Annotated in this window: 12 protein-coding genes and 3 tRNA genes; 5 read left to right on the top strand and 10 right to left on the bottom strand. The window is 61.6% G+C overall.

All coding sequences use genetic code 11. The features are described from left to right. Window positions 1-26 precede the first annotated feature (26 nt). Together dgcA and dgcN are read right to left on the bottom strand one after the other, a co-directional pair. Entirely contained in the window at window positions 27-992 is a 966-nt protein-coding gene (gene dgcA / locus AC2FMD_RS15740) for an N-acetyl-D-Glu racemase DgcA (protein ID WP_496688699.1), read from the bottom strand. 72 nt (window positions 993-1,064) lie between these two features. Then, entirely contained in the window at window positions 1,065-2,066 is a 1,002-nt protein-coding gene (gene dgcN, locus AC2FMD_RS15735) for an N-acetyltransferase DgcN (protein WP_496742034.1), read from the bottom strand. Window positions 2,067-2,359: 293 nt separating this feature from the next. Between dgcN and AC2FMD_RS15730 the strand changes: the two genes are divergently transcribed. Beyond that, window positions 2,360-3,322, top strand: coding sequence for an L-malyl-CoA/beta-methylmalyl-CoA lyase (locus AC2FMD_RS15730; RefSeq protein WP_170453006.1), 963 nt, complete (start codon window positions 2,360-2,362; stop codon window positions 3,320-3,322). 69 nt (window positions 3,323-3,391) lie between these two features. Here AC2FMD_RS15730 and AC2FMD_RS15725 read toward each other — a convergent pair whose 3' ends face one another. After that, window positions 3,392-3,973 (bottom strand): PA14 domain-containing protein, encoded by a 582-nt coding sequence (locus tag AC2FMD_RS15725; RefSeq protein WP_496711176.1) that lies wholly within the window; start codon window positions 3,971-3,973, stop codon window positions 3,392-3,394. A gap of 217 nt (window positions 3,974-4,190) precedes the next feature. Here AC2FMD_RS15725 and AC2FMD_RS15720 point away from each other — a divergent pair, with 217 nt between their 5' ends. Continuing rightward, window positions 4,191-5,153 carry an acetyl-CoA carboxylase carboxyltransferase subunit alpha gene (locus tag AC2FMD_RS15720; protein WP_496742036.1) on the top strand — a complete coding sequence of 321 codons (963 nt, stop codon included), beginning with the start codon at window positions 4,191-4,193 and terminating at the stop codon, window positions 5,151-5,153. A gap of 4 nt (window positions 5,154-5,157) precedes the next feature. Here the strand turns inward: AC2FMD_RS15720 and AC2FMD_RS15715 are convergent, their stop codons facing one another. The 3 genes from AC2FMD_RS15715 to AC2FMD_RS15705 all read right to left on the bottom strand — a co-directional run bounded on the left by AC2FMD_RS15715 (window position 5,158) and on the right by AC2FMD_RS15705 (window position 7,783). Further along, window positions 5,158-6,297, bottom strand: coding sequence for a lytic murein transglycosylase (locus AC2FMD_RS15715; RefSeq protein ID WP_496795249.1), 1,140 nt, complete (start codon window positions 6,295-6,297; stop codon window positions 5,158-5,160). 112 nt (window positions 6,298-6,409) lie between these two features. Next, window positions 6,410-7,057: an FCD domain-containing protein gene (locus AC2FMD_RS15710; RefSeq protein ID WP_490361228.1), complete on the bottom strand. Its 648-nt coding sequence runs from the start codon at window positions 7,055-7,057 to the stop codon at window positions 6,410-6,412. Window positions 7,058-7,087: 30 nt separating this feature from the next. Further along, window positions 7,088-7,783 carry a M48 family metallopeptidase gene (locus AC2FMD_RS15705; protein ID WP_496688693.1) on the bottom strand — a complete coding sequence of 232 codons (696 nt, stop codon included), beginning with the start codon at window positions 7,781-7,783 and terminating at the stop codon, window positions 7,088-7,090. A 100-nt stretch (window positions 7,784-7,883) separates the two neighbouring features. On the opposite strand from AC2FMD_RS15705, the gene AC2FMD_RS15700 reads away from it, so the two are divergent. Then, complete coding sequence (locus AC2FMD_RS15700; RefSeq protein WP_496742040.1) at window positions 7,884-8,207, top strand: TIGR02300 family protein; 324 nt, start codon at window positions 7,884-7,886, stop codon at window positions 8,205-8,207. Between the two features lie 148 nt (window positions 8,208-8,355). Next, window positions 8,356-8,431, top strand: a tRNA-Ala gene (locus AC2FMD_RS15695). Between the two features lie 200 nt (window positions 8,432-8,631). On the opposite strand, the gene AC2FMD_RS15690 is transcribed toward AC2FMD_RS15695, so the two are convergent. After that, window positions 8,632-10,317, bottom strand: a complete 1,686-nt coding sequence (locus AC2FMD_RS15690; protein WP_496795234.1) for a tryptophan halogenase family protein — start codon at window positions 10,315-10,317, stop codon at window positions 8,632-8,634. A 773-nt stretch (window positions 10,318-11,090) separates the two neighbouring features. Between AC2FMD_RS15690 and AC2FMD_RS15685 the strand changes: the two genes are divergently transcribed. After that, window positions 11,091-11,167: transfer RNA gene (locus tag AC2FMD_RS15685), tRNA-Arg, on the top strand. A gap of 283 nt (window positions 11,168-11,450) precedes the next feature. Here AC2FMD_RS15685 and AC2FMD_RS15680 read toward each other — a convergent pair. From AC2FMD_RS15680 to AC2FMD_RS15670, 3 genes are all read right to left on the bottom strand, one after another. Continuing rightward, complete coding sequence (locus AC2FMD_RS15680) at window positions 11,451-11,855, bottom strand: tannase/feruloyl esterase family alpha/beta hydrolase (RefSeq protein ID WP_496742044.1); 405 nt, start codon at window positions 11,853-11,855, stop codon at window positions 11,451-11,453. Continuing rightward, window positions 11,852-12,928 (bottom strand): tannase/feruloyl esterase family alpha/beta hydrolase, encoded by a 1,077-nt coding sequence (locus AC2FMD_RS15675; protein ID WP_496795233.1) that lies wholly within the window; start codon window positions 12,926-12,928, stop codon window positions 11,852-11,854. The genes AC2FMD_RS15680 and AC2FMD_RS15675 overlap by 4 nt, the downstream gene beginning before the upstream one ends. Before the next feature lie 438 nt (window positions 12,929-13,366). After that, window positions 13,367-13,443, bottom strand: a tRNA-Met gene (locus AC2FMD_RS15670). Between the last annotated feature and the right edge of the window lie 33 nt (window positions 13,444-13,476).

Below are 13,476 nucleotides of genomic sequence, written 5' to 3'. Positions count from 1 at the left end.
CTGCGCCCATTCCTCGCCACAGCGCGTCACCCCCAGAGCGCCGCCTGCGGCGGGTGTACGCCGGCCTCGTCGAAAACCAGCGGTGTATCGCGGTCTTCGGCCAACAGAAGCGGGCCGTCAAGGTCCGTCACCAGCGCCCCCTGCGCCACCAGTGTCGCAGGCGCCATCGCCAGAGAGCTGCCGACCATGCAGCCCACCATGATGCCATAACCCTCGGCCTGCGCCGCGCGGCGCAGTTCCAGCGCCTCGGTCAGACCGCCGGTCTTGTCCAGCTTGATGTTGATCACGTCATATTTGCCCTTCAAGCCGGGCAGGCTGGCGCGATCGTGGCAGCTCTCGTCAGCGCAGACCGGCACCGGGCGCTCCAGCCCGATCAGCGCCTCGTCATCGCCGGCGGGCAGCGGCTGTTCGACCAGCGCGACGCCCAAACGCACCAGATGCGGCGCCAGATCGGCATAGACCTCGGCCGACCAGCCCTCGTTGGCATCCACGATGATCCGGGCATCAGGCGCCCCGGCTCGCACGGCCTCGAGCCGCGGCATGTCGTCGGGCGTGCCCAGCTTGATCTTCAACAGCGGACGATGCGCATTCTTCGCCGCCTGCGCCCGCATCGCGTCGGGCGTGTCCAGCGAAAGAGTATAGGCGGTGATCTCGGGCTTGGGCGCGGGCAGGCCGGCCAGTTCCCAAGCGCGCTTGCCCGCCCGCTTGGCATCAAGGTCCCACAGAGCGCAATCGACCGCATTGCGCGCGGCACCGGCGGGCAGCAGGTCCATCAGCGACTGGCGCGTGAACGTGTCGGGCAAACCGCGGATCTCGGCCTGGACCGACTCCAGCGTTTCGTCATACCGGGCATAAGGCACACATTCGCCCCAGCCTTGATGCGCCCCATCCGTCAGGCGCACCGTCAATACCTTTGCCTCGGTCCGCGACCCGCGCGAGATGGTGAACACCTGCGCCAACTGGAACACATCACGAGAGACGTCGATCTGCACGCGCCCACTCCTTTGTCATTGCAGTTTCCAGCGCCGGAGGCGGGTACGCCCGCCATCGGCGCCCCGGTTGGATCACATCGCGGCCAGCGCGTCCACCAGCTTGCCCGCGCCGAACCGGTACGGATCCGTAGCCGGCAGGCCCATCTCGGCCTCGACCTTGGCGATGTAGGCTTTCGCGTCCTCCTCGCTTAGGTGCTGTGTGTTGATCGACACACCCGCGACCTGGCAGGCAGGGTTGGCGACGCGCGCCAAAGGCAGGGCCGTATCGCGCAGCTGCTCCAGCGTCGGCAGGGAATATTCCGGCAGACCGCGCATGTGGGTGCGGGTCGGCTCGTGGCACAGGACCAGAGCATCCGGCTGACCGCCATGGATCAGCGCCATGGTCACGCCGGAATACGAGACATGGAACAGCGACCCCTGCCCCTCGATGTGATCCCAGTGATCGGGATCGTTCTCGGGTGTCAGGTATTCGACGGAACCGGCCATGAAATCGGCCACCACGGCGTCAAGCGGAACGCCCTGCCCGGTGATCAGAATGCCGGTCTGGCCGGTGGCGCGGAAGGTCGATTTCATGCCGCGCTTGCGCATCTCGGCATCCATCGACATGGCCGTGTACATCTTGCCCACCGAACAATCAGTGCCCACCGCCAGACAGCGCTTGCCGTTGCGTTTGCGCCCGTTGGCAATCGGATAGCCCACGGTAGGGACGCGAACGTCATGCAGGGTGCAGCCATGAGTCTGGGCCGCGGCCACCAGATCGCCTTCGTCGCGCAGCAGGTTGTGCAGGCCCGAAGCCAGGTCATAGCCCATTTCCAGCGCGGCGATCAGGACCTCTTTCCAGGCCTGGCTGATGACGCCACCGCGGTTCGCGACACCGATCACCAACGTCTTGGCGCCGGCGGCCTTACCTTCGGCCAGGGTCATGTCGGTCAGGCCCAGATCGGCCTTGCAGTCCTCCATCCGCAGCTGACCCACGGCGTTTTCCGGGCGCCAGTCCCGAATGCCGATCGCGACCTTGGCGGCCAATTGGTCGGGGGCATCGCCCAAAAACAGCAGGTACGGTGTCTCGATCATCGCGCGCTCTCCTTTTCTTCCGCCCCAACCTATTGAAGGCCGTCAACGAGCGTTTCTCGTTTTCCTCCGACCTGCCGCACATCGAACGGAGAATTTTGCAAGATTCCCCCAAACAGCGCAAAAAGCTTCGAAATTTTCGAAATGATGAAACTTTGACCGCCGCGTTCCGGTGGTTGCGCACCGCTTTCTGCAACAGCATTGCCGCAACTGCACAATCAGGCTTGCGCAGGGTCGCGCAATTTAATACCCAATTGCCAACTGAAATCGTAATTTCATTACCCAGCGAGGTGCCGATGAGCTTTCGTATCCAACCCGCCGCCCCGGCGCGACCAAACCGCTGTCAGCTGTTCGGCCCCGGATCCAACACCAAGCTGTTCCCCAAGATGGCCGCCTCGGCTGCGGACGTGATCAACCTCGACCTAGAAGATTCGGTGGCCCCGTCCGACAAGGACACCGCCCGCGCCAACGTGATCGAGGCGCTGAACACCGTGGATTGGGGCAACAAGTACATGTCGGTGCGCATCAACGGGCTGGACACGCCCTATTGGTACCGCGACGTGGTGGACCTGCTGGAACAGGCCAGCGACCGGCTGGATCAGATCATGATCCCCAAAGTCGGCTGCGCCGAGGATGTCTATGCGGTTGACGCCTTGGTCACTGCGATTGAACGCGCAAAGGGCCGCACCAAGCCGATCAGCTTTGAAGTCATCATCGAATCCGCCGCCGGTATCGCCCATGTCGAGGAAATCGCGGCCTCCTCCCCGCGCCTTCAGGCGATGAGTCTGGGCGCGGCCGATTTCGCTGCCTCGATGGGGATGCAGACCACGGGAATCGGCGGCACGCAGGAAAACTACTACATGCTGCGCGAGGGCCAGAAATACTGGTCGGACCCGTGGCACTGGGCACAGGCTGCCATCGTGGCCGCCTGTCGCACCCATGGGGTGCTGCCGGTCGACGGGCCGTTCGGCGACTTCTCGGACGACGAAGGCTATATCGCGCAGGCGCGCCGTTCGGCGACGCTGGGCATGGTCGGCAAATGGGCGATCCACCCCAAGCAGATCGCGCTGGCCAATCAGGTCTTCACCCCGTCGGACGAGGCGGTGGCCGAAGCGCGCGAAATCCTGGCCGCGATGGAGCAAGCCAAGGCCAATGGCGAAGGCGCCACCGTCTACAAGGGGCGATTGGTCGATATCGCCTCGATCAAGCAGGCCGAGGTGATCGTGGCACAGGCCGAGCTGATCGCCGCGAACGGTTGACCGACCCATCGCGCCCAAACGAAAAAAGGCACCCGATCGGGTGCCTTTTTTTGCAAGGTTCAAAGACCCTCAGCGGCCAAAAACGTCGTTTGGCGTCCAAGTGAATCGCTCGCCCTGCTTGCCCCATTTCATCATCAGGCAAGAGGTCCCGTATTTCTGGAAATAATTGATCTTGAGCGGATACCACCCGGCTTGCGGCACCTCGACCTCGGTGCGTTGGTTGGCCTCGCACCCTTGGCGCCCGTTGAAGTAGCCGATCTGCTGGCCGCCGACATAGGCATCGATCCCGTCATTCGACCAGGTTTCCAATTCATAGATGCCCGGCGAGTCAAAGCGGATGTAGCCCGTAATCTCTGCCGCCACGTTGTAGGCTTGATTGTAGGTCAGAACCGGGTCGCCCTCCTCGGTATCGCGATAATCAAGTCCCCGCAGCGGCGCGCCCGGCTGGGCCTTCTTCATCATCTGCTTGGCCTTGGTGACTGTTTGAATCTTGCGCGGCGGATTGCCCTCCCACGCATATTTCACGTTCAACCCGGACTTCAGTCCCGAAGGTTGCGGATTGGCGGGCTGCAGCTTCAGCGGCGCGGCGTAGGACGCGCCTGCCACAAGTGCAACGACCGCGGCAGCCACCCCCTTGCAAAAAACGTTCATCGTCATCTCCCTGATCTGCGCCGCTTGAACCAGGCCCAGGTTGATTGCGGCGATCTGCTTTGCGCCCAGACTACGGCGGGCCGGACTTTGCTGCAAGGCGCTGCGCCCATCCACCTGGCGATGGTTGCGTGAATTTGCCGCCTGCGCGGGACAAGCCGAGTTGCATCCGGGGCGACCTCGGGTCATATAGCGTGGAACTTTCGCGTTGAGAGGCGTCATGACCCAGTATCTGGATTTCGAAAAACCGCTGGCCGAGATCGAAGGCAAGGCCGAAGAGCTGCGCGCCCTGGCCCGCGCCAACGAAGAGATGGACGTGACCGAGGAAGCCGCTGCGCTGGACGCCAAGGCGGCCAAGCTGCTGGACGAGCTGTACCGGGACCTGACCCCCTGGCGGAAATGCCAGGTGGCCCGTCACCCCGAACGCCCCCATTGCAAGGACTATGTCGAGACCCTGTTCACCGAGTTCACGCCCTTGGCCGGCGACCGCAACTTTGCCGACGACCTGGCGGTGATCGGCGGGCTGGCGCGGTTCAACGACCGGCCGGTGATGGTGATCGGACACGAGAAGGGCTCGGACACCAAATCGCGGATCGAGCGCAATTTCGGCATGGCCCGCCCCGAAGGCTATCGCAAGGCGGTGCGCCTGATGGACCTGGCCAACCGGTTCGGCCTGCCGGTGATCACGCTGGTGGATACGGCCGGCGCCTATCCCGGCAAGGGCGCCGAAGAGCGCGGCCAGTCCGAGGCGATTGCCCGGTCAACCGAGATGTGCCTGAAGATCGGAGTACCGCTGGTGTCGGTAATCATCGGCGAAGGGGGCTCGGGCGGTGCGGTGGCCTTTGCCACGGCCAACCGGGTCGCGATGCTGGAACACTCGATCTATTCGGTGATCTCGCCCGAGGGCTGCGCGTCGATCCTGTGGAAAGACGCCGAGAAGATGCGTGAAGCCGCCGAGGCGCTGCGCCTGACCGCGCAGGACCTGCACAAGCTGGGCGTCTGCGACCGGATCATCCCCGAACCCAAGGGCGGCGCACATCGCGATCGTCCGGCCACGATCAAGGCGGTGGGCAAGGCAATTGCCGACATGCTGAAAGAGCTGGACGGCAAGGATGCCGCCGTGCTGATCAAGGACCGGCGTCAGAAATTCCTGGATCTGGGCTCCAAGGGGCTGGCAGCCTGAGCCGTCAGCCGCCCAAGGACTGCAACAGGCTGACCGAGGGTTCACCCGTCACCGGCAGGCCGCCGGCGCGCTGATAGGCGCTGATGGCGGCCTTGGTGTTGTTCCCGATCACCCCGTCCGCGCCCTGCGTATCATAGCCCGCGGCCGTCAAACGGCGCTGCAGCGTCTTGCGGTCCTCGAGCGTCAGACCATTTTCATCCGGTCCGAATGACGCCTGGAACGGCCCTCCGCCCGCTATCCGGTCGGCCAGATGCCCGACGCCGATCGCATAGCTGTCGGAATTGTTGTAGCGCTTGATCACCTGGAAATTGCGGAACACGGCAATGCGGGGTCCGGGTTTCTGCGGCTGCAGGATAGCGACAGGCGTACCAGAACTGGCGGCCGGTGATCCGACCTCGCCACCCCAAGGCTGGCCCCGCACCCAGCCCGCGCGCGACAGGTAGGCCGCCGTCGAGGCCAGCGAATCCGTCGGGTCGTCGGACCAGATGTCTCGCCGCCCGTCACCTGTGAAATCGACCGCATAGGCCAGGTACGAGGTTGGGATGAACTGCGTATGCCCCATGGCGCCCGCCCAGCTGCCGGCCATCGTGTCGGGCGTCGTGTCACCGTTCTGCAGGATCTTCAGCGCCGCGATCAGCTGCTTTTCAAAGAACGCACCCCGCCGGCCGTCATAGGCCAGCGTCGACAGGGCAGAGACCACCGGCACGTCACCGCGCCGCTCGCCATACCGGCTTTCCAACCCCCAGATGGCCACGACAATTTCCTTGTCCACGCCATAGCGCGATTCGATCTGGGTCAGCGTCCCATTGTGACGCTGCAGCATCTGGCGGCCCTTGCTGATTCGCTCGTCCGAAGCGGCGATGGCCAGATAGTCCTCGAGCGGGCGCTTGAACTCGACCTGATTGCGGTCGCGCTCGATCACGTCGGGCAGATACCCCGCGCCTCGGAATGCCCGGTCGATGGTCGCCTGCGAGATCCCCTGACCGGCCGCGCGAGCCTTGAAACCGGCAACCCAGGCGTCCCAGCCGGCGTTGGGCACCGGCTGCATCCGCGTGACCGTGGCGTGGGTCTGCGCCGTCCCGCCCGCGCAGGCCGTCAGCAGGCCGGAACCAAGCCCCAGTGTAAACATCCGTCGATCGATCATGGCTGGCATCTGCTCTTGTTCGTTGTTGCCGCCAGCCTAGCGCAACCGCCCTTCCGACGCCAGCTTGGCGCCGTGCGGCCAGCCAGATTTGCGCCTCTGCGCAGGTCTTTGCTCAGCTGACCAGCAGACGCAGACCCTGAGTGACGTCCGAGCGTACCGCCAGCCGCAGGCCAGGCTCGTCCCCGGCCTTGAGCGCGGCGATGATCAGCTTGTGATAATGCGGCGGTTCGGTCCGGCGCAAGCGGCCATAAAGCGCCCGCATGGTCGGCCCCAGCTGCAGCCAGACGGTTTCCGCCATGGCCAGCATCGCCGGCGCTTGTGCGCGCAAGTACAGCGTGCGGTGGAATTCGAGATTGGCGCGGATATAGCCCACCGCATCACGCTTGGTCACCATTTCCGCGACCGACATGTTGATGCTCTGCAGCCGGTCGATCAGGGCCATGTGGGCCCGCGGCAGGGCGCGGCTGGCCAGTTCGACCTCGAGCAGCGCCCGCAGGGCGGCCAGCTCCTCGATCCGGTCGTTGCTGAGCTCGGGCGTCGACACCCGCCCCGAACTGGACAGAAACAACGCTCCCTCGGCCACCAGCCGGCGCACCGCCTCGCGCGCGGGGGTCATCGAAACATCGAATTCCTTGCCGATGCCGCGCAGGGTCAGGGCCTGCCCCGGCGCGATTTCGCCGTGCATGATGCGCGACCGCAAGGCGCGATAGACCTGGTCATGGGTGGCGGATTGCGAGTCGGGGTTTCGGGCGGTCTGCATGGCTCCATGTGATCACAAATCCCGACGGGGTCAACCGGAGCCTGCCTCGAACCGGTACCGGTGCAGTTCGGCCCCGTTGTCGCGCAGCCAGCGCCGCGGTGCTTGATATGGGCCGAACAGACGCTCGACCTGCGTCCAGAACGCCGGCGAATGGTTCATCTCGGCCAGATGGGCCACCTCGTGCGCGGCGACATAGTGCAGAACCTCGGGCGGGGCCAGAATCAGCCGCCAGGAAAACATCAAGCCACCCGCCGAACTGCACGACCCCCAACGCGAGCGCGTATCGCGCAGGGTGAGGCTGGAATAAGCCCGGCCCAGCATCGCGGCATAGTCATCGCAGGCCCCGGTCAGGCGATCCCGCGCCAGCTCTTTCAGGAACCGGGCCAGCCGCCGGGCCTCGGCCCCCTCGGGCACGGCAATCCGGTCCGCCTCCAGGACGACGCGCCGCCTCTCCGCAGGCACGATTCGCCGGGGCACCCCCTCGACCGGCAGTGTCTGGCCGAATTGAATGACCGCCGGCTCGGGACGGGCGCGAAGATGCTGGCGGATCCAGTCTTCTTTCGTGCGAGCAAAGCCGATCGCCTCGGATTCGGGAACGCTCTGCGGGTAGGTCAGCGTAACCCGGCCGTCCAATTGCGAGATTCGCAGGCTGATGCGGCGCGCGCGCGCCGATTTCCGAAGCGTCAGGGCGACAGGCGGGTGGCCGGGCAGTGAATGTCGCCCCATGGTGCATTCTCCTTGGCGCAAAGGCTTTGACAGTGCCCGCCGCATGTGGCAGGTGACCTGAATCGTTGATACGACTCACCTGATATCAAGGGGAATTGACATGCCCAAGGAAGAATGGGGCGTAAAGCGCGTTTGCCCGACCACCGGAAAGCGGTTTTACGACCTGAACAAGGACCCGATCATCAGCCCCTACACCGGCGAGATCGTTGAATTGGAAACCGGCAAGAGCCGGATGATCGCGGCGGATGCCGAAGATGCCGCATCCGTCAAGGCCCGCGAGGCCGAGTCGGATGACGACCTGGTACTGGACGATGACGACGCCGTCGATGTCGATCTGGACGACGACATCCTGGAAGACGATGACGATGACAACGTCTCGTTGGACGACATCACCGACGTCGCGTCGGAAGATGAAGATTCCTGAATTGGCGTGGGCGGCACCCGGTGCCGCCCCGCCCGGATCGGCGCATCGGATCGAACATCGACTTTTTTGACAGATTTTCGATTTTTGCTCTTGCACTCACCGACGCCGTTTCATAAACGTCCGTCCACCGCCACGGCGGTACCGGAATGGGGCCTTAGCTCAGTTGGGAGAGCGCTTGCATGGCATGCAAGAGGTCAGGGGTTCGACTCCCCTAGGCTCCACCAAATTTTTCCGCAAAACCCGCTATCCGACCGTCGCTGAGCCCATTTGGGCTTTTGGACGGGGTTACCAAGATCGACGCCCGTTCTGACGTGACCGGCGCGTTCGGAACCGGTGTGGTATGGCCTACGCCAAGCGGCCTGAGAACGTGAACGACGGCGACTTGCCAGCCGCCGCCCGTCAGCCAGGCACGTACCCTTGCGCCCTAGAACAGCTGAAGATCCTTTGCTCCGCTGCGGATCTCGGCGAGGTTCGGCATGTTCTGAACGACGACCGGCGCCGGAACTGTCCCAGGCATTGCCACGGTCGGTTTCGCCGCGACTGCCTTGCCGAAGGCCGGGCGATCCAGCTCTCCGCGGATATCCAGCAGCAAGGTCTTGTGGTCGGGCATCGTCTTGAGGATCTTTGCAAGATCCATCTTGGCCCCTTTCCACCATTGGAACCAGATCGGCTTTTTCAGCGGCCGCAGACGTTCGCGGATGCCGGGGCCGTATCCGGTGTCATAAACCTGCTTGCCCAGCAGAACCGTCTGATACACGCGATAGTCGAACAGGGTGGCGAATTCGATGTCGCGCTCTAGGGGCAGACGATTCTGCCACAGGTCGAGATTTTCGGCCAACCGATCCGGCACTTTCAACTGAGTGCGCGCGTCGATCCAGTACTGGTCATCCGTGCGATTGCCCAGACGATAATGCAGGCAGATGAACTCCAGAACCTCGTCATAGAGCTTGTTCATCTGCCGGTTGTACCGTGTCCTCAAAGAGGGCTCGATGGCCTTGGTCGGCAGATGTTCGGCAAACCAGCGCACCGCGTGATCGATCATGTGGATCGCGGTGCTCTCGAGCGGTTCGATGAACCCGCCCGCCAGACCGATCGCCACGCAGTTCTTGACCCAGGCGTTGCGCACGCGTCCGATCCGCATCGGGATCACGCGCGGAGTCGCGCCTTTGCCGCTGTCCCCCAACCATTCCAGGTACTCATCCGCCGCCTGATCGTCGGTCCGATGCGCCGAGGAAAACACATAGCCGGTGCCCACGCGGTTGAACAGCGGCACCCGCCATGTCCACCCGGCACCAAGGGCAGTGGCGCGCGTCAGGCTTTCGATCTTGTCCGGGTCGGGGTGTTCGATCTGCAACGCCATCGCGCGGTCGTTGGGCAGGTAATCCGAATAGTCCATGAAAGGTTCGCCAAGCGCCTGGTTGATGATCAGGCCGCGGAACCCGGTACAGTCGATGACCATTTCGATGTCATGACGGCCATTGCGTTCGAGCATCAGGTGGCTGACATTTCCCTGCTCGTCCAGTTCGACCGACTGCACCTCGTCCTGGATGTGCTCGACGCCGCGCTTGGTGCAGACCTTGGTCAGCATCCCGGCAAATTTGACGGCATCCAGGTGATAGGCATACCCGAACCGCTGCTCGAACTCCGGCTGCCCCAGCGGCCGCGCGCCCTTGCACAGGCGACCCAGATCATCATGCGGTGCGATCGACTGGGTAAAATCCCGATCACCATTCCCGAAACGCAGGAAATATTCGGCGGCGTCCAGCCCCTCGATCATCTGGCCGTGGGCAAAGGGGTTCACATAGTCGATGCGATTGCCCTTGGCATCCTTGTTCCAGTTGCAGAACTTGACGCCCAGCTTGAAGGACGCATTGGTCTCGCGGAAGAAATCCCGCTCGGAAATGCCGGCCTGACGCAGCGTGACCGGCATCCGCGGCACGGTAGCCTCGCCAACGCCGACGGTTGCGATATTGGGGCTTTCGATCAAGCAGATACGCGGCCGGTCCTTTGGCGCCGATGTGCGTGAGAACACCATCTCAAGGATAAGCGCGGTCATCCAGCCTGCCGTGCCGCCACCAACGATGGTGATTTTGCTCAAACGGTTGTTCATGTGGTTCTGTCCCTGTTGGTTTTATTTTTGGGCGTTATAGCAGCATATCCCGCTTCCACGAAGCATCAAGGTTGGCCGCGAGCCGATGGGCGGGCCCTTGAGCAAAACGGTTCGTCTGAACAGGAAAGCCAAGTGCCTGAAGCGACGTGCCGGTCAATGACAGGGGCACCCCGAAGGATATTCAAAGGGCGCGGAATCTTTCGCCGCCGTAAATCTTGGCCCGCCGGAGTTTGGGCTGTTTCCAGCTCCAGCACTCTGCAAAACCGGTCTTCACACGGACCGCGCATATCAATGGGTGTGCTTCATCCAGCAGGATATGACAGCGAAGTGGAGCATGCCCGCTTTTGTCGACGGACCGCCGCGCGGTCGATTACCACACGCTCCACTTGCATAATTTTTGTTTCTCACTGCAGATGCGTTGACCAATCTTGGTGATGATGTACGCGCGCAGGTATGCCTGTCTTTCGAAATCTACGCTACTCCGAACTCTGACAGTCGGCATTTTTTGCTGGAAATGCGTCGCTGAAAGCAAGGCGCTTACACCTAATGCGGGATGGTCCGCTGCGCTTACGGGGTCCGGCTCATTCTTCCTGCGATTGCTCCTTGAAACCTGGCCCTGAAAGACTCACCGGCTCCTTAGCTCAACTGGATAGAGCTACAATAGCGCCCAATTCACGTACCTGATTGATATTAAATGGCTAAAAACTGGTAATATCACCAGAAAATTACCAAGTTGACTTGTCTACTGACATTGTCAATAAAAGCTCACCTGCGCCCACGTAATTCAACTGGATAGAATATCCGACTTCTAATCGGGCTGTTGGGGGTTCGAGTCCTCCCGTGGGCGCCACTTAACTAATTCTCCTGACGTTCGACATCCAAAGTCCGTGTTTCCGACAAAAAACGGGTTTGCTGGCGTGCCCACTTCGTGGTGGTCTGGTTTGATTGTTAGTTCATCGTGGACCTCAACGACACCTTGGAAGCGGTTCTCAGCCAGCAGAGAGGCCAGAACATGTAAGTCTTTTGCCGCCGCGCAATCCGGCCAAATCGGCAGCACAGCCAGCAACACGAAGACCCAAATACGAACGATAGGACCTTTCTTCATGTTCGCGTTCTCACCAAAATCACCGGGTTCAAGGCTCTGCGCAGTTAAAGCATGCCGGATCGCGAGGATCGCCCGCACCGTCATATTGCGCCACTTTTGGATAGGCACATACGGGACGCGCGCCGGTACCGTGACCCAATGTCTCGCGCCAGACCGCCAACACGCTGTCGGGCGCAACTCCGGTTTCCACCCACTCATCGATCACGTCGAGATAATCGACCCAATCCGGGCCTATACCGCCGGAACAGTGATCCACACCCGGCATGATGAACAACCGCACGTCATCCAAGGCACTGGGGTCATTTGCCAATACTTCTTCAAAATACTGGATCGTGCCATAGGCAGTTGCTGCCATGTCGTTCCACGAGTTGAAAAGCAACAACTTGCCGCCGTGGTCTCGAAATGCCGCAAGGTCGGGGTCAGTTGCATTCAACGTCTGCGCGGCGTCTGCGCGGCCGTCTTCACATCTTCGCGGAAAGTATCCCAGTCCTGTTCGGCATAACTCCAGTCAGAGTCGTGATAGACAAGGTATTGCAAAACCCCATTGCCGAACCCGAACAAAGCGTTTGGCATTGGCGGCAATTCAAATCCGCCCGCCGTTTCTACGCCCTCCTGGAAATGGCTCAGGTCCATGCCCACGTCCAGACCGCCAGTCATCCAGTTCCCCCAGCCTGACGGGCTAAGCTCACCGCCCACAGGGAACCCCGGAAAGAGCTGCCCTTGCGGGTCCTTCGGACCATCGTAAATGGCATTGGCAGCGGCGATCTGCTCTTCAGACAGACAACCGCTGTTCTGACCCTCGGTACAAGCCAATGTGGATACATCGAAGTCGCATTGGCGCGGGTCCATGAGGATGCCATCCTCAATGCCATCCAACGCATCGCATTGGGTCAGAACGGCCTCCCCAATCAGTTGCTGATCCTCAGGCCCAATCACGGCGCGCCCGAGATCGTTGGGGTCAGGGAACATGGCTTGGCTGATCAGCACCGCACCGGCACCCAGCGCGTGGGTCCAGTTATAGGCCGGCGCGCCTGCAACGATACCGTCGAAATCGTCCGGATAGCGCTGTGACTCCATCATTCCCTGCCCGCCGCCGCGCGAACATCCAATGAAAAGGTCGCGGGCACTGGGCTTTCCGTAATATTCCGCTGTCAGCGCCTTGGCCGTGACTGCCGTTCGATGCACGGCTTGGTGGCCAAAGCTTACGACTCGCTCAAGGTTGTTCAGGGCCCAGCTTGCGTCGATTGGGTGACCTTGATGGCCAGTGTCGGTACCCACCGTGGCATAGCCTTTCTGCAACGCACCATAGGCCAAAGCCACGTTGACGACCGAACCGACGAAACCACCACCTCCCATGACAAATTTTCCATTCCACATGTCCGGCAACAAAAGCTCGAAATTGGTCTCGGTCCCGATCACCCCTGCAACCTTGCAATGAGCGACCGGTTCCGGCAGTTCCTGCACCGTTAGATATTTCACATCGGGAAGTGGTGGCAGCGTATCCACGCTACACTCGGATTGAGCCCATGCTGTTTGCGATATCGGAACAGCCAAACTTGCCAAAACCATTTTTCAAAAAAATTCACCAATCTTCCCCCCGTTTTGCGCAAACGCAAAGAATTCTGCACGTTGGCAAAAATATCAAAATGATATGTATCAAAGAATTTTCCGAATCAAAGCGTGGCAGTCAATGTCCACGTAAGGCTCTTGCCAACGACTTGACCTGATCAACGAAAACTATTCGGCGCTTTTCTTGCTGAAACCACGTTTTGTTCAGGAGAGCCCCAAGAAAGTCCCTACGGGCTCCCTGTCACAGAATTGCCACACACCCATTTACCGCTCCTGCTGCTTCCACAGTGCTTCCACAGTGCTTCCACGGGAGTTTGCGGAACGCCGAAAGCCCTGCGTGATGCGGGGTTAAGCGTTTGTTTTGCGACGATATATTGGTTGCGGGGAGAGGATTTGAACCTCTGACCTTCAGGTTATGAGCCTGACGAGCTACCTGGCTGCTCCACCCCGCGCCATTTTTTTGGCGTTCGGCCTGCAGAGATTTT

The sequence above is a fragment of the Ruegeria sp. BHSC276 genome, assembly GCF_059612945.1.
This window is presented reverse-complemented; position numbering and strand designations above follow the sequence as displayed.